The organism is Acinetobacter sp. ANC 3813 (assembly GCF_002135435.1).
Lineage (GTDB): Bacteria > Pseudomonadota > Gammaproteobacteria > Pseudomonadales > Moraxellaceae > Acinetobacter.
Map to the genome: position 1 here is coordinate 260,604 of NZ_NEGK01000003.1, position 26,169 is coordinate 286,772.

The 26,169-nt window shown below is 42.1% G+C and carries 27 protein-coding genes; 14 read left to right on the forward strand and 13 right to left on the reverse strand.

Going from position 1 to position 26,169, the window contains the following annotated elements; translation table 11 throughout:
* Window positions 1–96: 96 nt before the first annotated feature.
* Window positions 97–2,739: a Lon protease family protein gene (locus B9T34_RS06155; protein ID WP_086212280.1), complete on the forward strand. Its 2,643-nt coding sequence runs from the start codon at window positions 97–99 to the stop codon at window positions 2,737–2,739.
* Window positions 2,740–2,820: 81 nt separating this feature from the next.
* Here the strand turns inward: B9T34_RS06155 and grxD are convergent, their stop codons facing one another.
* Complete coding sequence (grxD, locus tag B9T34_RS06160; protein WP_086212281.1) at window positions 2,821–3,162, reverse strand: Grx4 family monothiol glutaredoxin; 342 nt, start codon at window positions 3,160–3,162, stop codon at window positions 2,821–2,823.
* A 199-nt stretch (window positions 3,163–3,361) separates the two neighbouring features.
* Between grxD and B9T34_RS06165 the strand changes: the two genes are divergently transcribed.
* A complete protein-coding gene (locus B9T34_RS06165; protein ID WP_086212282.1) occupies window positions 3,362–4,573 on the forward strand; it encodes an aspartate aminotransferase family protein in 1,212 nt (403 codons plus the stop codon).
* Between the two features lie 86 nt (window positions 4,574–4,659).
* Here the strand turns inward: B9T34_RS06165 and B9T34_RS06170 are convergent, their stop codons facing one another.
* The 3 genes from B9T34_RS06170 to surE form a co-directional block, all read right to left on the reverse strand.
* On the reverse strand, window positions 4,660–5,589 hold the full coding sequence (locus B9T34_RS06170) for a LysR family transcriptional regulator (protein ID WP_086212283.1): 930 nt from the start codon (window positions 5,587–5,589) through the stop codon (window positions 4,660–4,662).
* A gap of 91 nt (window positions 5,590–5,680) precedes the next feature.
* On the reverse strand, window positions 5,681–6,499 hold the full coding sequence (locus tag B9T34_RS06175; RefSeq protein WP_086212284.1) for a peptidoglycan DD-metalloendopeptidase family protein: 819 nt from the start codon (window positions 6,497–6,499) through the stop codon (window positions 5,681–5,683).
* A 111-nt stretch (window positions 6,500–6,610) separates the two neighbouring features.
* On the reverse strand, window positions 6,611–7,387 hold the full coding sequence (gene surE / locus B9T34_RS06180; protein ID WP_086212285.1) for a 5'/3'-nucleotidase SurE: 777 nt from the start codon (window positions 7,385–7,387) through the stop codon (window positions 6,611–6,613).
* A 109-nt stretch (window positions 7,388–7,496) separates the two neighbouring features.
* Between surE and B9T34_RS06185 the strand changes: the two genes are divergently transcribed.
* From B9T34_RS06185 to B9T34_RS06205, 5 genes are all read left to right on the forward strand, one after another.
* Window positions 7,497–7,871: an MCR_0457 family protein gene (locus tag B9T34_RS06185; protein ID WP_086212445.1), complete on the forward strand. Its 375-nt coding sequence runs from the start codon at window positions 7,497–7,499 to the stop codon at window positions 7,869–7,871.
* A gap of 166 nt (window positions 7,872–8,037) precedes the next feature.
* Window positions 8,038–8,418 carry an MCR_0457 family protein gene (locus B9T34_RS06190; RefSeq protein ID WP_086212286.1) on the forward strand — a complete coding sequence of 127 codons (381 nt, stop codon included), beginning with the start codon at window positions 8,038–8,040 and terminating at the stop codon, window positions 8,416–8,418.
* Window positions 8,419–8,535: 117 nt separating this feature from the next.
* Window positions 8,536–9,684: a D-alanyl-D-alanine carboxypeptidase PBP5/6 gene (gene dacC, locus B9T34_RS06195; protein WP_086212287.1), complete on the forward strand. Its 1,149-nt coding sequence runs from the start codon at window positions 8,536–8,538 to the stop codon at window positions 9,682–9,684.
* Window positions 9,685–9,792: 108 nt separating this feature from the next.
* Window positions 9,793–10,341 carry a gamma carbonic anhydrase family protein gene (locus B9T34_RS06200; protein ID WP_086212288.1) on the forward strand — a complete coding sequence of 183 codons (549 nt, stop codon included), beginning with the start codon at window positions 9,793–9,795 and terminating at the stop codon, window positions 10,339–10,341.
* 65 nt (window positions 10,342–10,406) lie between these two features.
* A complete protein-coding gene (locus tag B9T34_RS06205) occupies window positions 10,407–10,790 on the forward strand; it encodes a hypothetical protein (protein ID WP_086212289.1) in 384 nt (127 codons plus the stop codon).
* Between the two features lie 24 nt (window positions 10,791–10,814).
* On the opposite strand, the gene B9T34_RS06210 is transcribed toward B9T34_RS06205, so the two are convergent.
* Window positions 10,815–11,192, reverse strand: coding sequence for a hypothetical protein (locus tag B9T34_RS06210; protein ID WP_086212290.1), 378 nt, complete (start codon window positions 11,190–11,192; stop codon window positions 10,815–10,817).
* 367 nt (window positions 11,193–11,559) lie between these two features.
* Here B9T34_RS06210 and B9T34_RS06215 point away from each other — a divergent pair, with 367 nt between their 5' ends.
* Genes B9T34_RS06215 through purB form a run of 4 tightly spaced genes read left to right on the forward strand, consistent with a single transcriptional unit; the run spans window position 11,560 to window position 15,376 of the window.
* Window positions 11,560–12,045: an NUDIX hydrolase gene (locus B9T34_RS06215; RefSeq protein WP_086212291.1), complete on the forward strand. Its 486-nt coding sequence runs from the start codon at window positions 11,560–11,562 to the stop codon at window positions 12,043–12,045.
* Between the two features lie 4 nt (window positions 12,046–12,049).
* A complete protein-coding gene (mnmA, locus tag B9T34_RS06220; protein ID WP_086212446.1) occupies window positions 12,050–13,183 on the forward strand; it encodes a tRNA 2-thiouridine(34) synthase MnmA in 1,134 nt (377 codons plus the stop codon).
* A 15-nt stretch (window positions 13,184–13,198) separates the two neighbouring features.
* A complete protein-coding gene (gene hflD / locus B9T34_RS06225; RefSeq protein ID WP_086212292.1) occupies window positions 13,199–13,930 on the forward strand; it encodes a high frequency lysogenization protein HflD in 732 nt (243 codons plus the stop codon).
* Window positions 13,931–13,987: 57 nt separating this feature from the next.
* Complete coding sequence (gene purB / locus B9T34_RS06230; protein WP_086212293.1) at window positions 13,988–15,376, forward strand: adenylosuccinate lyase; 1,389 nt, start codon at window positions 13,988–13,990, stop codon at window positions 15,374–15,376.
* Between the two features lie 163 nt (window positions 15,377–15,539).
* Here purB and B9T34_RS06235 read toward each other — a convergent pair whose 3' ends face one another.
* The gene (locus B9T34_RS06235) at window positions 15,540–15,779 is read right to left on the reverse strand and encodes a hypothetical protein (RefSeq protein ID WP_086212294.1); all 240 of its coding nucleotides are present in this window, start codon (window positions 15,777–15,779) and stop codon (window positions 15,540–15,542) included.
* Between the two features lie 254 nt (window positions 15,780–16,033).
* On the opposite strand from B9T34_RS06235, the gene B9T34_RS06240 reads away from it, so the two are divergent.
* On the forward strand, window positions 16,034–16,672 hold the full coding sequence (locus B9T34_RS06240; protein WP_086212447.1) for a DUF2238 domain-containing protein: 639 nt from the start codon (window positions 16,034–16,036) through the stop codon (window positions 16,670–16,672).
* Window positions 16,673–16,697: 25 nt separating this feature from the next.
* On the opposite strand, the gene B9T34_RS06245 is transcribed toward B9T34_RS06240, so the two are convergent.
* From B9T34_RS06245 to B9T34_RS06275, 7 genes are all read right to left on the reverse strand, one after another.
* Window positions 16,698–17,129: a hypothetical protein gene (locus B9T34_RS06245; protein ID WP_086212295.1), complete on the reverse strand. Its 432-nt coding sequence runs from the start codon at window positions 17,127–17,129 to the stop codon at window positions 16,698–16,700.
* A gap of 34 nt (window positions 17,130–17,163) precedes the next feature.
* Window positions 17,164–17,580 carry a hypothetical protein gene (locus tag B9T34_RS06250; RefSeq protein ID WP_086212296.1) on the reverse strand — a complete coding sequence of 139 codons (417 nt, stop codon included), beginning with the start codon at window positions 17,578–17,580 and terminating at the stop codon, window positions 17,164–17,166.
* Window positions 17,581–17,827: 247 nt separating this feature from the next.
* A complete protein-coding gene (gene sohB / locus B9T34_RS06255; protein ID WP_086212297.1) occupies window positions 17,828–18,790 on the reverse strand; it encodes a protease SohB in 963 nt (320 codons plus the stop codon).
* A gap of 218 nt (window positions 18,791–19,008) precedes the next feature.
* The gene (gene pstB, locus B9T34_RS06260) at window positions 19,009–19,935 is read right to left on the reverse strand and encodes a phosphate ABC transporter ATP-binding protein PstB (protein WP_086212298.1); all 927 of its coding nucleotides are present in this window, start codon (window positions 19,933–19,935) and stop codon (window positions 19,009–19,011) included.
* 13 nt (window positions 19,936–19,948) lie between these two features.
* On the reverse strand, window positions 19,949–21,340 hold the full coding sequence (pstA, locus tag B9T34_RS06265; RefSeq protein WP_086212299.1) for a phosphate ABC transporter permease PstA: 1,392 nt from the start codon (window positions 21,338–21,340) through the stop codon (window positions 19,949–19,951).
* A complete protein-coding gene (gene pstC / locus B9T34_RS06270; RefSeq protein WP_086212300.1) occupies window positions 21,340–22,719 on the reverse strand; it encodes a phosphate ABC transporter permease subunit PstC in 1,380 nt (459 codons plus the stop codon). The genes pstA and pstC overlap by 1 nt, the downstream gene beginning before the upstream one ends.
* Before the next feature lie 100 nt (window positions 22,720–22,819).
* Window positions 22,820–23,845: a substrate-binding domain-containing protein gene (locus B9T34_RS06275; protein ID WP_086212301.1), complete on the reverse strand. Its 1,026-nt coding sequence runs from the start codon at window positions 23,843–23,845 to the stop codon at window positions 22,820–22,822.
* 543 nt (window positions 23,846–24,388) lie between these two features.
* Here B9T34_RS06275 and B9T34_RS06280 point away from each other — a divergent pair.
* Window positions 24,389–25,330, forward strand: a complete 942-nt coding sequence (locus B9T34_RS06280; protein ID WP_086212302.1) for a SphA family protein — start codon at window positions 24,389–24,391, stop codon at window positions 25,328–25,330.
* Window positions 25,331–25,352: 22 nt separating this feature from the next.
* Entirely contained in the window at window positions 25,353–26,165 is an 813-nt protein-coding gene (locus tag B9T34_RS06285) for a hypothetical protein (RefSeq protein ID WP_086212303.1), read from the forward strand.
* The last annotated feature ends 4 nt before the right edge of the window (window positions 26,166–26,169 follow it).

A 26,169-nucleotide genomic window follows, 5' to 3' on the forward strand; every position in this document is an offset into this window, starting at 1 on the left:
TTATTTATCGAGAAAAGCATTGCGCTTGCTTGATCTTTCGGATCAATCCAGTATACCTTTAAATTCTGCCGTCATTAATTTGTTTTGGATTTAACAGTGCCCCAAAAACTAGACAATATTCAATCTTCTCTATCTACTCAACTTTCAGAACAAAACAATTCCGAACAAACTCTACAGCCAGCGAAAAACCAGTTGAACAGTGTCTTCGACTGCACAGAAATTCAAACGACATTAAGCAAAACCAAGCTAGCCGCTGAACAGCTGACACATCCGACCAATTTAAAGAAAATTCCAACATCAACCAAACGCATTAAACCGTTAAATGATTTCTTAGGCCAAGACCGTGCCCGAGCCTCGGTTGAAGCAGGCATTTCCCTGCCGTATTCAGGCTACAATATTTTTGCCGTTGGTACAGCGGGTTTGGGCAAACGCACAATGATTAAGCGTTTGCTGCAGCAGCACGCAAAAAGCATGAAAACCCCGAATGACTGGGTGTATGTTTATAATTTTAAATCGCCGCGCCAGCCCATTGCCTTACAGCTTCCTGCAGGCCAGGCGCCTAAATTTCAAAGCGTGCTGCATCAGACTTGGCAAATCATTTTAAAACAGCTGGAACGCCGCTTTACAGCGGAAACCTACCACAACCGCATTGAAATGATTCGCCAGCAAACTGGCGATGAGCAGCATCAAGCACTGGTCGAGTTAACCAAAGAAGGCGCCGAACTAGATTTAAAGTTAATTTCACAAGAAGATGAACATTGCTTCGTTCCTGTTCATGTCAAAGACAATACAATTCAGGAAATGAACAAAGATGAAATTAATGCGCTGAACAATAAAGAACGCGCAGAAATTGCTTCTAATATCCGCTATATGAATAAAAAGCTGGAACGTTTAGGTCTGCATCTGGGTGATTTAGAAGACGATGCCCGTGATCAAGTGCAAGTCCTGAACCGTGATATTGCCAAACAAGTGGTATTGCCGCGCATTGACTCTCTGCTGAATAAATATATTGATATTGATGGGCTGGAAAACTATCTCAAGTATTATGCTGACGACATTATCAATAATGTTGAAATTGTACTTGAGCAAGAAGAAGATGACTTTACACCTGGTGCATTCAGCCGCGTTCCGTCACGCTATCAAGCCAATATTATCGTGTCGCATAAACCGCATTCAGGCGCGCCAGTCATTTTTGATGACTTCCCGACACATTATAATTTGCTGGGCCATGTGGAACAGTTGACCCAAAACGGCACCATTACCACTGACTTTACCCTAATCCGTCCCGGCGCTTTGCATAAAGCTAACGGCGGTTTTTTAATGCTGGAAGCAGAGCAGCTGCTCGAACAGCCTTATGCATGGCAAGGTTTGAAACGCGCATTAAAATCAGGTCAGCTTAAACTGTCATCCTTAGAGCATATGCTGACTTTAACGGGCAGTATTTCGATTGAACCTGCGTCTATCCCTTTAGACATCAAAGTGATTTTACTGGCAGAACCTGAAATTTATTATGAAATTTTAGAGCTAGAGCCAGAGCTTGGCAGCGTCTTTAAAATCCGTGCAGATTTTACCGATACCCTCCAGCGCAATGAAAGCAATGAACAGGCCTATATGCAGCTGATTGCCGATTATGTGCAAGCCGACAAACTGCTGCCCTTTGACCGTTCTGCCCTCGCTGCGCTCTTAACTGATTCCAGCCGTCAGGCAGAAGACCAAAGCTCACTATCGCTACATGCCCTCACCTTAGGTGATTTAATCCGCGAATCGCATCATCATGCGGCCAAAGCGGGCGATACTATGGTGACCGAACAGCATATCAATATGGCATTGGATCACCGCAAATATCGCTTAGGCTATTTGCGTGAATTATATTGGCAAGATTTATCGCGCGGCACACAGCTGATTGAAACCCGCGGTCACCGGCTTGGTCAAATCAATGCCTTATCTGTCATTCATTATGCCGATGTAGAGTTTGGCCTGCCTTCACGTCTAACAGCCTCTGTATATCAAGGCGGCGGCGATATTTTAGATATTGAACGCAGCGTAGAACTTGGCGGTTCTTTGCATGCCAAAGGCGTACTGCTGATGTCCAGCTTCTTAAAAGCACACTTTGGACGTGAGCAGATCCTGCACTTTTCTGCAGCCCTCGCCTTTGAGCAAAGTTATGGTCAGGTGGATGGTGACAGCGCAACCGTTGCAGAATTGTCTGCTTTGATTTCAGCAATTAGCCAATTGCCAATTGATCAGTCTTGGGCCATTACCGGCTCCATGAACCAATTGGGCCAAGTGCAGCCGATTGGCGGCGTAAACGCAAAAATTGAAGGCTTTTATGATGCCTGCAAGCTGCAAGGCTTAACTGGCAAGCAAGGTGTAATTATTCCACGTCAAAACATGCAGCATCTCATGCTGCGTAAAGATGTGATTGAAGCTGTGACTGCAGGCCAGTTCCATATTCATGCAATTGATACAATTGACCAAGCGCTTGAAATTTTAATGGCCCGCCCTGTTGGCACATTGGATAAAAAAGGCCGTTACAGCAAAAATTCTATCTTTGCTGCTGTTATGGAACAGCTGGAATACTGGCAAGCCATAGAAGATGGCGCAGAATTGGAAGAAGAACCTAAGAAAAAGAAAAAAAAGAAGAAGGACAAGAAAAAAGTAAAAGCAGAAAAAAAAGCGCTCGAACAAGCAGCTGAATCTGCTGCAAGTGTAGATATTGAACAGCCTGCGAAAGATTAATGCAGGTTGTTCCCAATTCTAATCCAATTAAACTCAGCACAAAAAAAGCGCCTCTATAGGCGCTTTTTTACATCGTCTGAATTAAGCTTCAGGCGCTGGGCTATACTGTTCAACCAAAGTTTTTAATTCACCTTTTTGGAACATGTCGAGCATAATGTCGCTACCGCCGATCAATTCGCCATTGATCCATAATTGCGGGAAAGTCGGCCAGTTTGCAATTTGCGGCAAAATTGCGCGGATATCTTGATTTTCCAAAATATTTACATATGCAAAAGGACGGCCAATTTGACTGAGCGCTTCTACAGCACGAGCAGAGAAACCACATTGTGGAAATTGTGGTGTGCCTTTCATGTAAAGTAGAACCGCATGTTTAGCAATTTGGTCACGAATTAACGCTTCTGTATCGCGTGCTTGTTCAGTCATTGATAAATCCTCAATAATTCTGCTTGGCATTATACCCAAAACTCAGCAAAACAGTATGACTAAAGCAATAAATCCAATTTTATTTACAATCGGGCTTTAAATCTGGGGGAGTTTTTGCTTATATAGAACGTCTTGGCGCATCAATCTATATTGTGCTCCTATGCATTTTTTCAATCCACCTAACAGATAAGAGTTAGTCATGAATAACATTACCCTTGCCCCTGTGCAAACTGATCAACCGTCACATTTGATGCCTGTATTTGGCCGTCAGCCGATCAGCTTTGTCCGAGGCCGAGGTTCTTATCTCTATACAGAAGATGGCACTGAGTATTTAGATGCGCTGACAGGCATTGCTGTTTGCGGTTTAGGCCACTCTCACCCAGCCATTACTGAAGCGATTGCAGATCAAGCTGCGACATTAATTCATACCAGCAATATCTTTGAAGTGCCTTGGCAAACTGCCGCTGCGCAAAAATTGGCTGCTGCTGCTGGTATGGAAGAAGTGTTCTTCTCGAACTCAGGTGCAGAATCAAACGAAGGCGCAATTAAAATCGCCCGTAAGTTTGGCCATATGCAAGGCGTTGCGAACCCGAAGATTATTGTTGCGGATCATTCATTCCACGGCCGCACATTGGCTACCCTGTCTGCAACTGGCAACAAAAAAGTTCAAGAAGGCTTTGCTCCGCTGGTTGAAGGTTTTATCCGTGTTCCATTTGGCGATATTGAAGCCATTGAGGAAGCAGCGATTAACCACCCAGATATCGTGGCCATTTTAGTCGAGCCTATTCAAGGTGAAGGCGGTGTGAATACTGCTCCTCAAGGTTTCAGCTATTTAGAAGAAATCCGCCAAATCTGCAATCAGCACAACTGGCTGATGATGCTGGACGAAGTGCAAACGGGTAATGGCCGTACCGGTAAATACTTTGCATATCAGCACACCAATATTATTCCAGATGTATTAACCACTGCAAAAGGCTTAGGCAATGGCTTCCCTATTGGTGCCGTAATGACGCAAGGCCGCGGTGTAGGCGTATTGACTGCAGGCAACCACGGTTCTACTTATAGCGGCACACCGCTAGGCTCTCGTGTGGTTTACACAGTACTGGACACCATTGAAAAGGAAAACTTAGTTGCGAATGCTGCTGAAAAAGGCGCATACATTGTACAGCAGCTGAGTGAAAAGCTAGCAGAGCAAAATGTCACTGTCCGTGGCTTTGGCCTGATGATTGGCATTGAACTGCCTAAAGCTTGCGGCGAACTGGTTGAAGTTGCGCGTGATGAGCATCACTTGATCATTAATGTGACTGCAGGCTCTGTCATCCGTTTACTGCCAGCTTTAAATATTACGCAAGAACAAACTGACCTGCTGATTGAGCGTATAGTGACTATGGTTAAAAAATTCTTAGCTTAAGCTGAATTGAATACCCATAAAAAAAGCCGCATTGCGGCTTTTTTTATATCTGGTTTTATTGAACTCAATCAAGTCAAAAATTCAGATTATGATGCTTCTTGGTAGACCCGTCCGGCAGGTATCTGCGCAAAATATTGCTTAAGCACATCTAAACAGCGGCCAATTTTAGCGGGCTGTTCTTCATGCTTTGCCACAACAGCATATAAAGTAAATGCTGGCAGGCGCCACTCTGGAAGAACTTCAATTAAAGATCCATTCATCAAATCTTTTTGCACATCTAAAAACAGGATTTTCGCTACACCCTGCCCCAGCATGCACATCGACTTAGATACAAGGATGTTATTGGTCGACAAACGCGAAGATACATCAACATTAACTCGTTCACCCGTAACACTATTCTCAAAAGAACATAGGTTTTGGTTTTTTTCAGTATTTAATGCCAATAAAGCATGTTCGGCTAAATCTTCAGGCCGTGAAATCAAAGACGAATGGTTAACAAAACTAGGAGATGCAACAAGAATTTGCTCCACCCGCGCTAACGGAATAACACTTAAATTATGACATTCAATATTTGGGCTCATGCGCAGTGCAATATCAATGCGGCCTTCAATTAAGTCAATATATTGATTATCTGCTTCAAAATGCACAGAAAGCCCGCGATGTGCAGACAACCAATGTGAAAGTGCTGGCACAATATGATTTGCGCAAAGTTCCGGTGTAGAAGCAATACGTAAATCACCAACCAAATCATCACGCAATTCATTAATGCGGACTTTGCCGCGCTCTGCGGCAGAAAGCATTTCTTGGCAGCTATGTAAAAAAGCTTGTCCCGCTTCTGTCAGGCTCAGTTTGCGTGTAGAACGATGAAGCAATACAACTTCCATATCCTGTTCTAATGAACGGATTTGCTGGCTCACCGCACTTGTAGTGATGCCTAATTCTTTGGCTGCGCCGCTGAATGAATTTTTTTCTACAACGCAAGCAAAGACGCCCATTGCCCGTAGTTGATCCAACATAAATCCCCCCCAAATTTATGAATGCTTTTAATCATATTAAAAGCATTTCAATTCATTATACGAGTATATTTATGTTTTGCATTAGTTAAATTTAATTAACAGGCAGAACCGTCTCAGGATTAATCGGCTTGCCATCTAGGCGAACTTGAAACTCAAGCATAGTGCTGCTTGTGCCGCTAGAACCCATTTCTGCAATCTTTTGTCCAGCCTGAACATTTTCACCGCTTTTAACAATCATTTTGCTGTTATGTGCATAGGCAGTAATGTAACCATTGATATGCTTTAACAGAATGAGATTGCCGTATTCTTTCAAACCATCTGCAGCATAAACTACTTGACCATCTGCAGCTGCAAGAATTGGATCGCCAACATTGCCGCCATAACGTGTACCTTTAATGTTATTTGCCAGATTAAATCTCGCAATTACAGCGCCAGCTGACGGTTTAACCCAGCGTAAATTGGTGCTTTGCGTATTTGAAGAGATCACAGGCGCGGCTGCAGCTGGAGCCGCAACTGCTGGAGCGACTGGCGCATTTTGCGGCAATGGAATGGTCTGACGCTGAATTGGCGCAGTTTGCGTCATTGCTTGCGTAGATGCAGCGCGGCGTGAAGCTGAATTTTTTAAACGGATAGATTGGCCGACATAAATACGGTACGGCGAAGCAATATCATTCATTTCCGCTACACTGATATAGCTTAGGCCATAGCGCCCAGCAATGCCGCTTAAAGTATCACCAGACCGCACGGTATAAAAATCAGGCGCCGCAGCATAGCGGGCTGTATTATTCACCAGTGGTTTTGATGCACAGCCACTCAAAATAATGGTCGAAACAGCCGCCACTGAAAGAAACAGTAACTTTATTAAACCCGCAGGGGCTGCTTTTAGGTGAGATTGCGACACCAGAGACATTATTTTCCTCTCTACACACGAAAAATGGGATGCGATAATGTGGCTAAGAGTAGCAAAAAAAGCCGTACAAAAAGCCGCATCACCGGCATTTTCACAAAGTTATAACATTAGTTACGCATTTTTAGAAAATTCTATATGTAAGTCATTTAAAATTTCATAATTAGTCGCATCCATTTGAATTGGCGTAATGCTGACATAGCCATTCGCAACGGCAAAAAAATCAGACTCAATCTCCGTTAAACCTTTCTTAGGTTCTGCCACAGATTCGCCCGACAAACCAATCCAATACACTTGACGGCCACGCGGATCTACGTGACTGGTAATCGGTTTTGATTGGCTGCGGCGGCCTTGATAGGTAATTTTAGCGCCCAGAAACTCTGTGACATCTGGAATATTAATATTAAAAATATGGCGCGGCGGCAAAACAGGTAAACCCGCCGCAATAAAATCATGCACCCATTGTGCGGCATATGCGAAGCCTTCTGGCGTTTCATATGAACGTACATTGGGTCCAGCAAGCGATACAGCTATTGCTGGCTGCTTCATAAGACGGCCTTCAAAAGCTGCGCCTACAGTGCCTGAATACAATACATCGTCACCCAAATTTGCACCGCTATTGATCCCGCTCACCACAAGATCAAACTCGAAGTCAAATAGACCATTCATAGACAGATAGACACAGTCTGCAGGTGTCCCATTCACCGCCCACATATCGGGTGCAATTTGAATTGGACGCAGTGGACGATCTAAAGTCAAAGCGCTTGAAAAGCCGCTGCGCTCTGCTTCAGGCGCAACAATCACAACACGGCCCAAAGGACGCAATGCTTTGGCCAAAGCTTGGATACCGGGAGCAAAAACGCCATCATCGTTGGCAATTAAAATATTCACTGGCTAAAATCTCGTTTCAAAAAATGACTGAGCAGAACTTTTCGTTGAAAAATATCAAGAATTATATATATTCAAAGCTCAACATCCATCATAAATGTGTGATTTTCAAATGATTAAAACTATATCATTTCGCAGCATCCTAGGTTTAGGTTTTGCAGCAATTTTTTCCCAAGCCGTTATGGCTGATGAGGGGTTAACGCAGGCTGAAGCAAATACCATCGTAAAAGAAGACCTTGCATCTGCTCAAGTTATGGCAGAAGTCTGCCCTGCTGTGATTGGTCAAAATGCAAAATTTGACAGCAATATTAAAGTACTGATTCAAAGCTACTTGGCAGAATACTCTGACAAAGCGATGAGCTATGAAAAAATGCAATCTGACAGCGAATATAAAGCGGTGTTAGACGAAGCGCGTAAAGCTGCGAAAGAAACATCTGCAGATGAGCAAAAAATGGTTTGCGGTGATGTTTTAGATTACGAAGCTTAATTAAAAGCAATGAAAAAAGGATAATGCGCTGTACATTATCCTTTTTTATTTCACAATCCCTTCATTTTTCAACAGCTTCAATACAAAGTGCTGCTTTTATTTCTGCCAAATCGTTTTAAGCTATGCGCATTGCTTAATTTTATTGAAATATTCAGGTTGTGATTAAATGAAAAATGTTTTACTTAAAGCTTTTACTGCTGCAACGTTTTCCGTATTTGCATTAAATGCCAGCACTGCCTTTGCCGCAGATGAAAAAATTGAAGTTACGCCAACCACTCAAATTTCAAAACAAGAGTTGGCCGCAATTTATGTCTTGTCTGAAGTTTGCCCTAAACTGGTTAATGATCAGGCTAAATTTGATCAAGGCTATGCAAAGCTTGCCAAAGAATATATGCCCAATGAAAAATCACCTGTCGCCGCTTTAGAAAAGCTGAGCAAACAGAAAAGTTTTGCCAAAATTTTAGATGAAGCGCAAAACGATGCGAAAAAAGCAGGCACTGCAAAAAACAAAGAAATTTGCCAAGAGCTCACCGCTTACGCAAATTAATTCCACTTGGTTACAATACTTTTAAAATAAGCTATTTTCCCCCATAGAAGTCAGCCTAGCTTTGTCCTAAAATGCTAGGCTCTTCGAGCTTATAACAAGTTATTGGAACCCCCCACAATGACCCGAAAAACCGTCCTTGCCGCATTACTACTTGCACCTAGTTTTTCTTTCGCGGCAACTGTCCTTTCCGCACCGCCAGAATTAAATAATAAATCTTATGTGCTAATGGACTATGAGACAGGGCAAATCCTTGCTTCAAAAAATGAAAATGAAAAATTAGCGCCTGCTTCAATGACTAAAATGATGACCAGTTACATCATTGAACAAAAGTTATTAAGCGGAGAGTTAACTGAAAATGAAAAAGTCCGCATGAATGAGTCTGCTTGGTGCCGCGGCAGCAGCACAGAGTCATGCATGTATGTGCCATTGAACGGTACAGCAACAGCGCTTGAAATGCTTCGTGGCATTATCATTCAGTCAGGCAACGATGCGTCTAAAGCTATGGCTGAACACATTGCCGGCAATGAAGGCACATTTGCCCACATGATGAACCAGGAAGCTAAGCGTATTGGCATGGTGAATACTCAATTCATCAACTCTACAGGCATGCCTGCAGAAGGCCACTACTCTACTGCAAAAGACATGGCGACGCTTGCACAGCACATCATCCATGACAGCTCAAAGTACTATCCTATTTATTCTGAAAAAGAATTCAGCTTTAACGGCATTAAACAAGGCAACCGTAATGCCTTGCTTTATACAGACCCAAGTGTTGACGGTTTAAAAACGGGTCACACTGACGAAGCCGGCTACTGTTTAACCACTTCTGCTAAACGTGGTCCTTTACGTTTAATTTCTGTGATTTTTGGCGCGCCAAGCATGAACGAACGCGCATCGCAAACTCGTGAAATTTTAGCTTGGGGCTATGCAAACTTCGAAAAGGTTAAAGTACAGCCTGCAAATCAAGTTTTAGCTAAAGCTAAAGTTTGGTACGGTAAAGAAAGCGATGTGCAAATTGGTTTGCCTGAAAACTTTAACGTGACTATGCCTAAAGGCGATGCTAACGCAATCAAAACCCAGCTTGTTGTTCAGCCAAAACTGACTGCACCTTTAAAACAAGGTCAAGTGGTGGGTAAATATGTTGCAACTTTAAACGGCAAAGTAATTGCAGAAAAGCCGCTTGTAGCGCTTAAACCCGTTGAAGAAGCGGGTTTCTTTGCAAAAATGATTGATCACATCAAACAATTCTTTGCTAACTTGTTCTAAGATTTTCGAAAGCTGATTTTTTTCAGCTTAGACTAAAGCATCCCAGCCTCGGTTCGGATGCTTTTTTATTTTATACTCTCCACATTTAAAGTTTTACGATGGACCGTCATGAAAAAGAATATCCGCCCCTATTTAGAACATCATCCTCAAATAGATTCGACTTGCTATATAGATGAAATGTCTGTGGTGATTGGTGAAGTGACTTTGGCGGAAAATGTTTCTGTCTGGCCTTTTGCTGTGATCCGCGGTGATGTCAATCATATTCATATTGGCCGTAATTCCAATGTGCAAGATCACGCTATGCTGCATGTCAGCCATAAAAAAGCCGATAAGCCTGAAGGCTCTCCATTGATTATTGGTGAAGATGTAACAATTGGACATCATGTAAAATTGCACGGCTGTACCATTGGCAATCGTGTACTGGTCGGCATCAGTACGATTATTTTAGATGATGCCATTATTGAAGATGACGTCATGATTGGCGCAGGCTCTCTTGTTCCACCCAATAAAGTTCTAGAAAGTGGTTATTTATATGTGGGCAGTCCCGTTAAGAAAGTTCGCCCACTGACCGATAAAGAAAAAGAATTTTTACCGTATTCGGCACGGTATTATGTGAAAGTGGCGGGGAATTATTTAGATCAGGATTGTTTCGCATAAGAGATTTTATGTTAAATAATGACTAGAAGATTTAATATGATAGAACTAATTTAGGAAAGTTTTACTTGGAACAAAATTACCTAGAAATTTTTCATCTGTCGAATCCTCAGACAAGTTTTAGAATCATTCAATATTCTAATAATTTTTATCTCAGCGTTTATCTAGAATCTGGATTTGAGCAAATTGAAAAAACTATCGAAATTAATAATAATTTATTTAACTTTATTTTAAATAATAAAAATCAATTCGATATCTATTCAATTAAAACAATTGAAAATACTGAGAGTCTGAAAATCGAAGAATTTTTTGTGTCATCTTCTACAGTGTATGTACTACATGGATGCTACTTTTTGGAAAAATGGAAGAAGCTAGATGACACTTTAACTGTACATACAATGGCACTGCCAATTGACTTATTACAATATCAGCAGCTTAAAAATTTCGTATAACAGCCATTATGTTAAATGGGGTATTTATCGTTTAATCACATCATTAGGAGTGAGATAAATTTCTGATTCTTCACCTTGTACAGTGGCTTTTAATTTTTTTGATATATCAATCATCTTACCAATAGCTTCAGGTGTTGGATTTTTCGTTAGTAAATCACAAGAGTTACGGTCGTCATACCATAGAGAAAACTCTTGTTCATCAATGGATACAAGAAAGTCTTCTTCTGAGTTTTGAAGGTCTGCCGTTATTGTTGGGTCTGTTTCTAAATATGTATTCCATTCCTGTTTGGCAATACATTCTCCATCATTAAGATAAAACTCTTTTTTTGTTATATACACATTATAGCCAGCATAGGTAATTGGACTAATCATTAAAAGGACAGGAATAATAAATTTGAACATTGGATCAATAATCTCTAAAGGAATTAGAATTTAATTTTTCTAAAATTAACATAATGGGCGTTATACGAAATACTCAAAATTTCCATTTTAACATCAATACCTTAACTCAAATCACTCCAGTAAGCAGCGCAATTGAGGGACTTTTATCTAAATATTCAAGTTTCACGCTCACTATTCAAACATTGTTCCACGATTTTAGTTAGCTATTATTAATAATTTATATTTATGCAACCTATTTGTAAAAGGAAATTCTAAAAAGACATTCATTCATTGCAATTTTATAAACCAACAAAGAAATCCCCTCTTAACATAGCCACACACCCCAAAATTTTATACAATAGCGCATCCCTTACCATGGTGCTTTTCTATGACCGCTTGGACTGCTCACGTTACCGTTGCAACTGTTGTTGAAAAAGATGGAAAATTTCTTTTTGTAGAAGAACATACAGAAGGCGTTACGCATACCGTCTTTAACCAGCCGGCTGGTCATGTAGAATGCGGTGAGACCATCGTGCAGGCAGCGATTCGTGAAACCATGGAAGAAACTGGCCACGCTGTAGACGTTGATGCCCTTCTAGGCATTTACACTTATACCCCGCCGATGTTTCCTGACCGCACTTATTACAGATTCTGCTTTTTAGCGCATGTGCTGGAATATTTTCCAGAAGCTGAATTAGACAAAGGTATTGTCGGTCCAAAGTGGATGACTTTAGATGAACTGCTGGAATCTGCCCGCGCGCGCAGCCCATTGGTGATTAAAGCTGTAAAAGATGCCTTATCAGGTCAAAAATTTCCTTTATCGCTCGTTTATGAGCATCACAACTCTCCCTTAATTTCAAATTTGGATGCTTAATCCTATGCAACAACGTGTCATTGTCGGTATGTCTGGCGGTGTAGATTCATCTGTTTCTGCAGCGCTTCTTCTTCAGCAAGGTTATCAGGTTGAAGGCCTGTTCATGAAAAACTGGGAAGAAGATGACGGTACAGAATACTGCACGGCAATGGATGATTTAGCTGATGCACAAGCCGTTTGCGACAAAATTCGCATCAAACTGCATACAGCCAACTTTGCAATGGAATACTGGGACCGCGTGTTTGAGCATTTCTTGGCAGAATATGCTGCAGGCCGTACACCAAACCCAGATATCCTATGCAACAAAGAGATTAAATTCCGCGCATTTTTAGATCATGCAGTGAATTTAGGCGCAGATTTTATTGCCACAGGCCACTACTGCCGCCGCGGTGAGACCGCAACCAATTCCCGCGGTGAAGAATATGCGCCTTTACTGCGCGGTGTGGACAACAACAAAGACCAGACCTATTTCCTGCATGCTGTGCATGGTCGTGAAATCAATAAAACTTTGTTCCCTGTCGGCGAAATTGAAAAGCCGCAAGTGCGTAAAATTGCAGAAGAGCTGGGCTTGGCTACAGCGAAGAAAAAAGACTCAACGGGTATCTGCTTTATTGGGGAACGCCGTTTTAATGACTTTTTAAAACAATATTTACCCGCTCAGCCTGGAAAAATTGTGCTGGATACGGGCAAAGAGGTTGGTGAACACCACGGCTTAATGTACTATACGCTCGGTCAGCGCGGCGGTATTGGCATTGGCGGTTTAAAAGGCGCTGAAGAAGGCGCTTGGTTTGTTCTGCATAAAGATATCGAAGGCAACCGTCTGGTTGTTGGTCAAGGTCATGAACATCCGCTCATGCAAAGTACTATACTTTGGAGTGAAGCGATTGATTGGGTGGCTGGTGAACAGGACATTCCAGAAACAGGTTTCCGCTGTACGGCAAAAACCCGTTACCGCCAAGAAGATCAGGCTTGTACTTTATACAAAGACCCAACTGCTCAAAATGGTGTCCGCGTAGAATTTGATGAACAGCAGCGCGCTGTTACACCAGGCCAAAGTGTGGTGTTTTACTCAGGTGAAGTTTGTTTAGGCGGCGGTGTGATTCATCATACCAATGCGCCTAAACCGGATTTTATTTAAAAGGATTGTTTCGGCATGACAGAGTTACCGTTTCAACAGTCTCAAACTCTGAATGTTCGCCATAATCGTGCATTGGCGTTAGCGGGCGTTTTTCAAGCGGCCCAGCTGACGCATATGACGGCGCTGACGGGCCAAAAGAGCATTGGCGAAAGCGGTAACTTTTATTTAGAGCAGATGATTAAGGCCAGTTTAAACATTCGCGCAAGCGGTAAATGCAGCAGCCAGACCTTAGATTTTTTCCATCAGCTCTCAGATGTCTCCCTTGGATTAAAAACCCTAGAAAGCAGCATCAATCAACCCTTCAACACTTCTCCTACTTCAAGAATTCCCAAACTGTCCAGCGCAAAACTCCCAATGAGCTATGCGATGGCCTTGCTGCAATTAGAAAAAAAAGTGTATAGCAATCCAAAATTTGTCGAAATCATAGAACAATCCCAGCAAAAAATTCTCCGTCAGCTTTCTTTTTTTGATCATAATTATTTACACCCCAGCGTGCTTGCCAGTCTTGCGCAAGCCTATGTAGATACTGCGGGTCAGATTAATCCGCGCATTATGGTGCGCGGCAATGCAGAAGCCTTTAAAGATTCTTCGCATACCAACCGAATTCGCGCATCCCTTTTTACTGGCCTGCAAATGGCGCATTTATGGCGTCAGCATGGCGGCAGTTCTTGGGGCATGATTTTCAGCAAGCGCAAGCTGCTTAAAGATATTCAAGATCTTGCACGATTGCAGTATCAGGTGGTTTAACTTGAACTGTATCTTGCTTCCCGTTTTACGTTTAATTCCAAAGTTTAAGGAATCGCTATGAACGCTTTAACCGCACTTTCTCCATTAGATGGACGCTACGCTAGCAAATGTGATGCTTTGCGCCCTTTCCTCTCTGAGTTTGGTTTAATCCATGCTCGTGTGACTGTTGAAGTGCGTTGGCTTCAGGCGCTTGCAAACCGTCCTGAAATCACTGAAGTTCCTGCTTTTTCTGCAGAAACCAATGTTGCGCTTGATGCAATCGTTGCGAACTTTTCTGAAGACAATGCTAACCGCATTAAAGAAATTGAACGTACAACAAACCATGATGTAAAAGCGGTTGAGTACTTCTTAAAAGAACAAATCGCGCATATTGATGAGCTTAAAAATGCAGGCGAATTCATTCACTTTGCATGTACTTCTGAAGACATTAACAACTTGTCTCATGCTTTAATGCTTAAAAATGGCCGTGAAGTTTTAGTTGCAGCAATGCAGCAAATCATCGATTCAATTGTTGCTTTGGCTGAAACTCATGCTGAACAACCAATGTTATCTCGTACACACGGCCAAACTGCAAGCCCTACAACTTTGGGTAAAGAAATGGCCAACGTGGCTTACCGCCTTGCTCGCCAAATCAAACAATTCAAACAAGTTGAATTACTCGGTAAAATCAACGGTGCAGTAGGTAACTACAACGCACACTACTCTGCTTACCCAGAAATCAACTGGCCTGCGCACTCACAAGCATTTGTTGAGTCTTTAGGTTTAGAGTTCAACCCGTACACCACTCAAATTGAACCACATGACTACATGGCGGAACTTTTTGATGCGCTGCGCCGTTTTAATACGATTCTGATCGACTTTAACCGCGATGTTTGGGGCTACATCTCTCTTGGTTTCTTCAAACAACGTTTAAAAGATGGCGAAGTGGGTTCTTCAACCATGCCGCACAAAGTTAACCCAATCGACTTCGAAAACTCTGAAGGTAACTTGGGTATTGCAAATGCAGTACTTGCACACTTGGGTGAAAAACTTCCTGTGTCTCGCTGGCAGCGTGACTTAACTGACTCTACTGTTCTTCGCAACATGGGTGTTGGTTTTGCACAAAGCTTGATCGCATTTGAAGCTTGCTCTAAAGGTATTGGCAAACTTGAATTGAATGCTCAGCGTATTCTTGAAGATCTTGACCATGCTCAAGAAGTGCTTGCTGAACCAATTCAAACAGTAATGCGCCGTTATGCAGTTGAAAAACCATACGAAAAACTGAAAGCATTGACTCGCGGTCAAGCCATGACTCGTGACATGATGGTTGACTTTGTAAACGGTACAGAACTTACTGCCGTTCCTGCTGAAGATCGTGCACGCCTTGCAGAAATGACTCCTGCGACTTATACAGGTAATGCATCGACTCAAGCAAAACAAGTTGCTGATCTGATTTCTAAAATCTAATTTTTAGATAAATCAAAAAACGAGGCTTTATGCCTCGTTTTTTATTTCCACTTATATACTCCTTCATCCCTTTGGGATGAGGAGCATGCTCCACAAGGAGATGAGGGTATCCACCTCTCCCTAACCCTCTCCTACAAGGAGAGGGGAAATTTAGAAGGAATTTTTATTCCACAGGACAATATTTAGCCCAGTCATCTTTCATTCGCTGTAATTCACAGCCCGTTAAAATATCGCTGTAATAAATATAGTAAGTCACATTGGGGTACTGAATTTCATTACGGTACAGCGTGCCGCGTAAAGAAACTGAAAGCTCTTCCGGAAAATCATCTGCCAAATACAGTTCTTCAAAATCATAATTAAAGTAGCAATTCTGTTTTGCTTCAAATGCTTCTGCGGCCGCCATTTTCAATACCTAAGATAAATAACTGCCAGTGTAATAGATTCAGGCTTTAAAGTGGCTGACAACTGCTCAATCCATAAACTTATGACCTTTTAAAACTTTAGGCGAGGTTGAGTAGCCACTTCAGCGCATGCGGTATTCATTCAATTTTTTGAATTAAACAGCCAGTAGGTTTTTCTTTATTTATAATTGCTCTATCAGCAGCAGATTGATTTATAATGCGCGAAAATTCAACTATAACATTGCAGAAATCTTCAATGATTGACTTTCAGCTTTATCCTAAACATTTCATTGCATTTGCAATTCTTAGCTGCGCCATCATCTTTGCAAGTATCAACCCGCTCGAATTTGACTCCTATTTACTGCATCAGGCAGGCACAGTCATTATGCTGGCCGTATTGATTATCTGTGTATATAAAATTGGACTGTCATTCACCAGCTTTTGCCTGTATTTAAGCTTTTTACTGGTTCATGTGACGGCAGCGCATTATCTTTATTCTTATGTTCCTTACAACGAATGGACTCAACAGCTGTTTGGATTCAGCCTAAATGAGAAAATGGGCTGGACGCGCAATATGTTTGACCGATTTGTACATCTTGCTTATGGATTATTACTCTACCCTTTTTTCTTGCGCTTATTTCAAGTCTGGCTGCCGAGCCTAACACCCAAAGCACTGTTTCTGCTGGTTGTACAATTCGTAATGGCAAGCAGCCTATTTTATGAATGGATCGAATGGCTGTTGGCAATTGGCCTGTCTCCAGATGATGCTGAAAAATACAACGGCCAGCAAGGCGACATTTGGGATGCGCATAAAGATATGCTGCTGGCAACGCTTGGAGCGATGGTGACTGGCGCTATTTGCTTAGTGAAATCTAACCCGTCTAAATCGTATTAGCCACAAACAGTGTTGAGCTAAACTCTTAATTCAGCTCATTTAGCCATCGAATCAAAACTGAATCCTGCATCTGCGGATTCAGTTTCCGATCATAATATTCAAAGCAATGCTTAGTCCCCGCAGGCGATTTTTGCAGATCATCCTCAATGCGAAAATGCCGTGAATATTCCAAGTGATCGACTACAATTTCTACCCGCTCAAAAGGCTGTCTTTTATTTTTGTTGCCGCTGCTCATATAGTTTTGATAACCCACAATTGTCCCACAAGCTTGAGAACGAATTACTGTCTGCTGTGCCGAATAATAAAAATAGCCCACCAACAGCGCCATTGCAGGGCCAAATAGCATGGCATACTGCTTCGGCACAGATGTTTGAGCACTGCGAACATACAGCACATACACCCAAGGCCAAACAATCAGGCAAATTACACCAGCTAAAATAAACAGCAGTGACATCATGTGTTTACTTTTCGCGCCACATCGGTCGAATACACTATCGATCTATCCATTTTAAAATTTTAGATTCAGCCAAATCTGGGAATTTAAACTTATCTAAATATTCAAAGCAGACATGATCGCCTCTCTGCTTTCGCTCAATACTTTCATCAAAACGCAGGTGCCGATTATATTTTCGACCTTCAAATAAAATTGTAATCCGCTCAAAATAATCATGCTTAATTGAATACGTCTTATAAAACTGTACTACACCGCATGCTTGTGACGGTAAAATCACTTTTTCTTCTTTTAAATATGCAGCTAAGACCAAAATTAAACAGCCCGGCAATAATGCAAAATACGAAAAAGTATCCCGATAATTTTTATCCGTTAACTTCGGTACGATAAAGATTATCGTCAAAAATGGGATCATCATTAAACTGAGCAGCCCAATCAAAACCATAAAGCTAAACATGCTTATCCCCCCCTTAGACTTTATTCAAAGCTCAAGCCACTGTGTAATCTGTGAACTTTTTAAATGTGAATATTGATATCGCTCATAAAACCGAAAAATAGAAGAAAAAAATAACCCGAATATAATCAAAAAATTAGACTTTATTTAGTCAATATGTTTGCTCAACATCAAATTTAACACATGACTAAAAGTTTCAATAAAAAAGGCTCACCGAAGTGAGCCTTAACTACTTTATAACAATAAAGTTTTAGAGTTTTGGATCACGCAGCTGCACCAAACTTGCATTTGCTTTGCTCAGTGATTCCATCACTTTTGACATGACTGCTGGCACCAGTGAATCTGCAATTTGCGCCGCCTGCAGACCCAACTTTTCGCCTAAAGTCGGTTTTTTTCGCGTTTCTATTACATATACATCGTGCTGCTGCAATAGACTTAATAAGAATTCATCTGAAGTTTTCAGCTGATCCACCAAGTTTAAATCCAGCGCATCTTTCCCATACCAGTGCTCACCCGTCGCTACTTTTTCTACATTCAGTTTTGGACGGTATTTTTCTACAAAGTGCTTAAATAGCTCATGGGTCTGCTGCAGCTCTTCTTCAAACTTCGCTTTGCCTTCTGCTGTATTTTCACCAAACATGGTTACAGTCCGCTTGAATTGACCCGCGGTATACAGCTCAAAATCAATATGCTTTTCTTTTAGTAACCGGTTAAAGTTCGGCACTTGCGCAACCACGCCAATTGAACCCACAACCGCAAACGGCGCAGAGACAATCTCAGAGGCAATACAAGCCATCATATACCCGCCGCTAGCAGCCACTTTGTCTACACAAATGGTGAGATGAAAACCTGCATCACGCAAACGTACCAGCTGCGCAGCTGCTAAACCATAACCATGCACCATACCGCCTGGGCTTTCAAGTCGAACCACTACACGGTCACGGCCAGATTTTGCAGTGGCTAAAATCAAGGTAATTTCTTCACGCAATTGCTCTACAGCAGAGGCTGCTGTATCACCTTTAAAATCCAAAACATAAATTTTTTGACTATTTTTCTTACGCGCACGGGCTTCTTTTGCAAGCTGCTGCGTCAGTTGAAAAAATTCTAATTTAGACCCTGCAGACTGAGCCATTTTTTTTCGCTGCTCATTAATTCGCGCATTCAGATGATGAATACGAATCTCGGCAGGCAGTTTAGACGTATGAAATAACATATAAATTCTTTACTCTAATAGAGGCAGGCTTGTTTCTTAGATTAGGTCAATGAGAGTATTTTTCAATAGCATTCAGTAATCTTATTATTGGCGCACCAGCCTATTGCATTGAAGAACCTGTCATCGAATAGACAGTAAGCCAGATTTACAGCATACACAATAAAAAACAGAGCCATAAGGCTCTGTTTTTTATTTTCAGATTAGCATTTAAAACAAAATTAACCGAAACGCCCTGTAATATAAGCTTCAGTCAGCTGGTGATCTGGCTGCGTAAATACTTTTTCAGTCGAGTTCACTTCAATCAAATCACCCAAATGGAAGTAAGCGGTACGGTCAGAAACACGTGCTGCCTGCTGCATAGAGTGCGTTACGATTGCAATGGTATATTGATTAGACAACTCTGAAATCAGCTCTTCCACTTTTGCTGTCGCAATCGGGTCTAGCGCCGAACATGGCTCATCCATCAAGATCACTTCTGGGCTGACCGCAATAGTACGCGCAATACATAAACGCTGCTGTTGACCGCCAGAAAGGCCTGTGCCCGGCTGGCTTAAACGGTCTTTCACTTCATCCCACAGACCCGCTTTACGCAGGCTGTTTTCTACAATCTCTTCCATGTCATATTTATCACGCGCAAGACCATGCAGTTTCGGTCCATAAGCAACGTTGTCAAAAATAGACTTTGGAAATGGGTTCGGTTTTTGGAATACCATGCCCACTTGAGCGCGCAGCAGTACCACATCTAGGTTCGGGTCATAGATGTCTTGATTGTCCAGCATCACCTTGCCTGTCACTCGGCAAGTATCAATGGTGTCATTCATACGGTTTAAGGTACGTAAGAAAGTCGATTTACCGCAGCCAGACGGCCCAATAAATGCGATGACTTCATTCTCATACACCTGCAAATCAATGCCTTTGATCGCTTCAGCTTCGCCATAATACACATGCACATCTGAAGTGCTGAGTTTTACATTCTTGGATTTTTCGTCTTTTTTAGAATGCTGCTGTGTATCAAACTGCGATACAAATGAAGTCGTAGTTTGCTTTTGAGCATCCGAAGAAGCTGTAAAATTTGTTTGCTCTGGATTCACTGATTTATCCTGACCTAAGGAATTTGTTTTAGATGTTGCCGTTGCAGTATTCATATCATGCTCTCAATTACCAGCGGACTTCAAATTTCTTTCGTAACCAGATGGCTAAACTGTTTAAGCCAATCATGAGCGCAAGAAGTACAATAATGGCAGCCGCGGTACGGCCTTCAAAGAAGTTGCGCAGTTCATTGCCTTGCCATAAGAAAATCTGTACAGGCAAAGCCGTAGACTGATCTAATGGTGTTGCCGGCACACTCGCTACAAATGCGCTCATGCCGATTAAAAGCAATGGAGCTGTTTCACCTAAAGCTTGCGCTACACCAATAATCGCGCCCGTTAAAATACCAGGCAGCGCCAATGGCAGCACATGGTGGAATACGGTTTGCAAGCGTGATGCGCCCAAGCCTAAAGCGGCTTGACGGATCGATGGCGGCACGGCTTTTAAAGATGCGCGCGTGGTAATAATCACCGTAGGCAACGTCATCAAGCTGAGTACCAAGCCGCCCACGAGCGGAGCTGACAGCGGCAGATGCATCCAGCCAATAAAGATAGACGCGCCCAGCAAACCAAACACAATTGATGGAACAGCAGCCAAGTTATTGATATTGACTTCAACCACATCAGTAATCCAGTTTTTAGGCGCAAACTCTTCCAAGTAAATGGCCGATGCGACACCAATTGGAATCGAGATAATGATCACGATCATCATCATGAACAGAGAGCCCATGAATGCGCCCGCCAGACCTGATGTTGCAGGTGAGCTGCGTGAGTCTGGATTGCTAAAAATGCTGGTATTAAAACTATTCGTGATAATGCCTTGCGCTTTCAGCTGATCCGCCAATTGGCGAACTTCAGGACTTAACTGCTGCTGTTCATCCGGTAAAGAACGGTCAATATTTCCTGCCAGCCAGACGTCAACATTGGCATCTGCCAGAATCTTAATATCCTGCTGTTTACCCACCAAAGATGGATCTGCAAACACCATGTCACGCAAGCGGTAGGCTTCAGAACTGGTATACAGTGAGGTTAAATCATCACGCTTAGATTCCAATGCTTTATCTTTGGCAATCAGGCCGTTTGCAAGCAGAGCATCCCAATCCACCATGCCCATATCAGTTTGCCAAGCCACGTAGCGCTCTTGATAGTGTGCAGGAGACTCGCCAGCTTTTTGCAAAGGTTTTGGCCCAGCAGTAATAATGGCTGGATCAAAATATACAGGCACTGTCATGCTGCTTTGCCAAAATGATGGCAAGCCTTTAATTAAAATGCTTCCAAACAGCAGCGCAACAAAAAATAAGCCTGTGATGACTGCAGAGAAACCGAAGAATTTAAATACTTTTTCTTTACGGTGACGCTTCGATAATGAGCTTTCAATGGTCTTCTTACGTTTTTCGCGTAATTCAGCCGCAGCTCGAGGATCTAAAACCGGATCCATAGATGATGTGTTTGAAGTACTCATTAGTCGTATTGCTCACGGTATTTGCGCACAATGTACAGCGCAACAATGTTTAAACCTAAGGTAATCACAAACAAGGTTAATCCCAGTGCAAATGCCACCAGCGCTTGCGGGCTAGCAAAATCAGTATCACCTGTTAGCTGGTTAACAATGGTAATGGTCACTGTAGAAATCGCTTCAAGCGGGTTGGCATGCAGCAGCGGACTGTTGCCGGCAGCGAGAACCACAATCATGGTTTCACCTATGGCACGTGAAGCAGCCAGCAAAAATGCGCCAATAATACCTGGCAACGCCGCTGGTACAACCACCTGACGAATCGTTTCTGATTTGGTTGCGCCAAGGCCTAATGAACCATCACGCAGTGAACGCGGCACTTGGGTAATAATGTCATCCGACAGTGAAGACACAAATGGAATGATCATAATCCCCATCACGAAACCAGCCGTAAGTGCGCTTGTCGCATTGATGTCCAAGCCAATATAAGCACCCAGCTGTTTAATAAACGGGCCAATAATCATTAAAGCAAACACGCCGTAAACGATGGTCGGAATACCCGCTAGAATCTCGATAGCAGGTTTTGCCCATGAACGGAAGCTTGGTTTTGCATATTCAGCAAGATAAATCGCAATCATTAAACCGACAGGAACCGCAACCAGCAGTGCAATACCGCTGACCATCAAGGTCCCCCAAAGCAAAGGAAGCAAACCATAGCTGCCTTCTGCATTGCCTGATGTACTGAAACCTGGGTTCCACTCTGTACCAAAGAAGAAATCTAGCGGGCTGACAAAGCTGAAGAACCGCATCGCTTCACTGAACATCGACATCACAATGCCAATCGTAGTGAGGATCGCAACACCAGAACACAGCGCCAAAGCGACATTAATGACTTTTTCTACTTGGTTGCGGGCACGGAACTGTTTAGCCACACGGCTTTTCGCCCATACCAAGCCAATGAGCGCAGCACAGATCACCACCGCCAATTTGGCAAATGAAGCAATGTTTTCAAATTTTGCCAGCTGATTTGCCGCAGCAGTTTCATATGCTGCTGGCTGATCACTAACACCAAAGCCTGAAGCAATCGCCTGTACACGATCAATCAACACACTGGTACTCGCAGGATCCAGTGTTGCTTTTATTTGTGCAGGGACACTGTCAAGTACCACATGCTTTAAAATGCTGGGCTCAACAATATTCCAAACAATCAAAATTAAAAAAGCAGGGATACCGCACCAAAGTGCAACCAGCGCGCCATAATAGCCTGGACGCGAATGCAGCAATGCAGAATTATTTCCCTTGCCTGCCATCTTCCGGCTTTTGGTTAAGCCTATTTGGTAGGCGATGGCAATAATCGCCAGCAGTACACCTATAAGGAGCAGATTCATGTATTCTCCACCGTTTTTTCAATTTTCATTCTTTGAAAAAACATTTTCTTTGCAAAAGGCCAAAGGCAGGTTATCCCTGCCCTCAGCTTATTGTTCAATCTTATTTAACCGCTTTGCCTGCTTTAAAGTCTGCTAGAACTTTAGCGCGTTCTTTGTCAGACATAGAAATCAGACCAGATTTTTCCAATTTAGAACCTTTGCCTGATACTTTCTTGCTCAAGAAGAACTCAGTGAACTGTGGCAAGCCTTTAATTGATTTTAAGTGTTCGCCTTTCACGTAGAAGAACAATGGACGTGAAACTGGGTATGAACCGTTCAGAATCGTTTTCTCTGAAGGCGCTACATTATTCACTGTTGCTACACGTAATTTATCGCGGTTTTGGTCATAGAAACCTAGACCAAATACACCTACTGCGCTTGGAGAAGTTTTTAAGCGAGCCAGTGTTTCTGTGTAATCGCCAGAAATTTCGATCACACGGCCATCTTTACGGAAAGTTGAACATGCTTTTTTCTGAGCGTCTTTGTCTAATTTTGCGTAAGCTTCATAAGTTTCGCAGCCCGCATCAACCATTTTTTCTTGGAACACTTCACGTGTACCGTGGTTAGATGCTGGAATCACTAAAGTGATTGGCTCATTTGGCAATGATTTATCAATTTGGTTCCAGCGGGTATATGGGTTAGGCACCATTTTACCGTTTGATGGAAGCTCTGCAGCTAAAGCAGCAAATACATGCTGTGGACGCAGTTTAAATGCAGCTTTATGCGAGTTTGACGCAAATACAATGCCGTCATAACCGATTTTAATTTCTAAAACTTGATTAACGCCTGCTTTTTTACATGCAGCTAACTCAGTGTCTTTAATCTTACGAGATGCGTTTGCAATATCAATGGTATTGTCGCCTACACCATTACAAAATTGCTTCAAGCCGCCAGACGTACCGCCAGAGCCAACGACAGGCGCTTTAAATTGCGGGAAAGTATTGCCAAACTCTTCTGCAACAATACTTGCATAAGGCAATACTGTTGAAGAACCAGCGATTTGAATTGTGTCACGTGCTGCGTTTGCAGTTGTTGCAGCCGCTGCCCCAGTTAATGCCAAAGCAAGTGCGATGTTATTAAAGCGCATTCTGATCTCTCATATTTGATACAGTTTAGGAGTACGCCACTTTTTATTCAGTTTTGTACTTATTTCGATAACTGCATTTTGAGTTTAGAGTATGACAAATAGGTTACAACCATGTGACACTTTCATGATGTTTCATGACAGTCAATAAATCACAACACAAATTAAATTTAGCCTACAAATTTTTGAGAAAACCTTGATATCTTCACCATACTAATACAATAGATGCATCATATAATTATCCTATTTTTAGAAAAATAAATGATTAGCTATAGACTTTTATTATTTTTTACTGAACATTCAAGTAAAAATATTATCTTATTATTTAATACAAAAAATTCATAAAACAAAACATGCAGTTATAATTATTATACCTATCGTTAAAAAATATATTATATTTTTTCCATCTAAAAAACAGTATTTTCTTGGTCTTACGTTTGTATAAAAAAAGCATTGAAGCAAAAATACCACAGGTGTATAAATATTAACCAGTACAAAAATCATTCTAATTTATAACAAATTTTAAAGTCAAAATGAGGGTTATGCATGATTCACAAACTTGCTTTTACGGTACTACTTACAATTGGCGGCTTTCAATCTGCTTTAGCTGTAGAAGGCGGCATTGGTCGTCCCATTACTGGGATGCAAGTTCAACCACTCAACGGTTTATTGCCCATCGAAGAAGGCGGAGTACTTACCCTTTCAAGTATTTATTATGATGGAAACTTCGAACGCAGCCGTACGACACCGCTGATTGGAAAAGTAACCGCCGGCTTAGATTACGGTGTTTCTTATAACTTGCTAAATGGCATTTTTGTTTGGAAAACCAATGAAAAGTGGAGCTTAGCAACCACTGTTGCAGCACCCGTACAACATACCAAAATTGGTGCTTACATTAACAACCGTGAATATGAAGAAAGCTCGACTAAAATTGGCGATGTCATGTTCTCACCGCTTATGTTGAACTATCACCTAAACCCAATCATGCATGCTTTATTCGGTGTCACATTTTATGCGCCAACGGGTAGCTATGACGTAGATGCCTTAGCCAATGCTGGCCAAAATACTTGGACAATTGTTCCCAATCTCGCATTTACAACCATTCTTCCCAAAATGAACGGCGAAATCACCGCCAATATGGCATATGAGTTCTATAGCAAAAATGATGCAACCCAATATGAAAATGGCGACATTTTCCGTCTGGATTTATTAGGACTAAAACGCTTTGGTGAGTTAGGTGGAGATGGATTAGGCGTTGGCGCAGTATTTGGCTGGATTGAACAAACAACCGATGACAAAGGCCCTTTGGCAGATTTGATGAATGGCTTCAAAGGCAAATCGATGGGTGTTGGTCCAATTATCACTTATGACAAAAAACTGAGTAAAACAGCAGGAATATCTGCTTCATTACGAGGCGTATACGAATTTGATGTTAAAAATCGTCCTGAAGGTGAGGCATACCAATTTAGCTTAAATTATCAATACTAATTTTAATAACAAGGACTTAGGCATGCATAGAGTAACATTCAAAACAATCAGCATTCCGTTTGTTTCGCTATGTTGCATATTCAGTAACACAGCTCAAGCCGATGATGCAGCAGAACTTGCGAAAAAGCTTTCCAACCCTGTGGCAGATGTCATCAATATGCCATTTCAGCTGAACTATGACCAAAACATAGGCCCTGCTGAAAATATTGAACGCTACCAACTGAATATTCAACCTGTTATTCCAATCAAGCTGAATGATGATTGGAATGTCATTTCGCGTACCGTTTTGCCAGTCATTTACCAGCAATATGACGGCATGAATAAAGACGATGACTGGGGTGTCGGCGATATTACCCAAAGCTTTTTCTTTACTCCAACACCCAAAAGCCCTGATGGCCTAATTTTAGGCTTTGGCCCTGTTATTTATCTGCCTACTGCATCTGAAAAAGTATTTGGCCCAGACCAATATGGACTCGGACCAACTGCTGTGATTGCCAAGCAAACCAATGGCTGGACGGTTGGCGCACTGGCAAACCACATTTGGGCAGTGGAAAAAAAAGACGGTGACGAAGGTATCAACAATACCTTTTTGCAGCCCTTTATTAACTACACCACACCTACCAGTGTGACCTATTCATTAAATACAGAAAGCACTTATGACTGGAACACAGATGATTACACCATTCCTGTTAATTTAAGTGCGACAAAAATTGTCAAAATTGAAAAACAACTGATTAGCGTTGGTGCTGGCGTACGTTACTGGGCACATGATACAGACAGTAGCCCGAAAGATTTTGGCGTACGTTTAATCGCCTCTTTCATTTTTCCTAAGTAATTCA

Bases quoted from the DNA above. Each gene is read 5' to 3' on its own strand.
- grxD (WP_086212281.1), bottom strand. From the start codon at position 3,162: ATGACTGAACAAGCACGCGATACAGAAGCGTTAATTCGTGACCAAATT.
- B9T34_RS06165 (WP_086212282.1), top strand. From the start codon at position 3,362: ATGAATAACATTACCCTTGCCCCTGTGCAAACTGATCAACCGTCACAT.
- B9T34_RS06170 (WP_086212283.1), bottom strand. From the start codon at position 5,589: ATGTTGGATCAACTACGGGCAATGGGCGTCTTTGCTTGCGTTGTAGAA.
- B9T34_RS06175 (WP_086212284.1), bottom strand. From the start codon at position 6,499: ATGTCTCTGGTGTCGCAATCTCACCTAAAAGCAGCCCCTGCGGGTTTA.
- B9T34_RS06185 (WP_086212445.1), top strand. From the start codon at position 7,497: ATGATTAAAACTATATCATTTCGCAGCATCCTAGGTTTAGGTTTTGCA.
- B9T34_RS06190 (WP_086212286.1), top strand. From the start codon at position 8,038: ATGAAAAATGTTTTACTTAAAGCTTTTACTGCTGCAACGTTTTCCGTA.
- dacC (WP_086212287.1), top strand. From the start codon at position 8,536: ATGACCCGAAAAACCGTCCTTGCCGCATTACTACTTGCACCTAGTTTT.
- B9T34_RS06200 (WP_086212288.1), top strand. From the start codon at position 9,793: ATGAAAAAGAATATCCGCCCCTATTTAGAACATCATCCTCAAATAGAT.
- B9T34_RS06210 (WP_086212290.1), bottom strand. From the start codon at position 11,192: ATGTTCAAATTTATTATTCCTGTCCTTTTAATGATTAGTCCAATTACC.
- B9T34_RS06215 (WP_086212291.1), top strand. From the start codon at position 11,560: ATGACCGCTTGGACTGCTCACGTTACCGTTGCAACTGTTGTTGAAAAA.
- mnmA (WP_086212446.1), top strand. From the start codon at position 12,050: ATGCAACAACGTGTCATTGTCGGTATGTCTGGCGGTGTAGATTCATCT.
- hflD (WP_086212292.1), top strand. From the start codon at position 13,199: ATGACAGAGTTACCGTTTCAACAGTCTCAAACTCTGAATGTTCGCCAT.
- purB (WP_086212293.1), top strand. From the start codon at position 13,988: ATGAACGCTTTAACCGCACTTTCTCCATTAGATGGACGCTACGCTAGC.
- B9T34_RS06235 (WP_086212294.1), bottom strand. From the start codon at position 15,779: ATGGCGGCCGCAGAAGCATTTGAAGCAAAACAGAATTGCTACTTTAAT.
- B9T34_RS06240 (WP_086212447.1), top strand. From the start codon at position 16,034: ATGATTGACTTTCAGCTTTATCCTAAACATTTCATTGCATTTGCAATT.
- B9T34_RS06245 (WP_086212295.1), bottom strand. From the start codon at position 17,129: ATGATGTCACTGCTGTTTATTTTAGCTGGTGTAATTTGCCTGATTGTT.
- B9T34_RS06250 (WP_086212296.1), bottom strand. From the start codon at position 17,580: ATGTTTAGCTTTATGGTTTTGATTGGGCTGCTCAGTTTAATGATGATC.
- sohB (WP_086212297.1), bottom strand. From the start codon at position 18,790: ATGTTATTTCATACGTCTAAACTGCCTGCCGAGATTCGTATTCATCAT.
- pstB (WP_086212298.1), bottom strand. From the start codon at position 19,935: ATGAATACTGCAACGGCAACATCTAAAACAAATTCCTTAGGTCAGGAT.
- pstA (WP_086212299.1), bottom strand. From the start codon at position 21,340: ATGAGTACTTCAAACACATCATCTATGGATCCGGTTTTAGATCCTCGA.
- pstC (WP_086212300.1), bottom strand. From the start codon at position 22,719: ATGAATCTGCTCCTTATAGGTGTACTGCTGGCGATTATTGCCATCGCC.
- B9T34_RS06275 (WP_086212301.1), bottom strand. From the start codon at position 23,845: ATGCGCTTTAATAACATCGCACTTGCTTTGGCATTAACTGGGGCAGCG.
- B9T34_RS06280 (WP_086212302.1), top strand. From the start codon at position 24,389: ATGATTCACAAACTTGCTTTTACGGTACTACTTACAATTGGCGGCTTT.
- B9T34_RS06285 (WP_086212303.1), top strand. From the start codon at position 25,353: ATGCATAGAGTAACATTCAAAACAATCAGCATTCCGTTTGTTTCGCTA.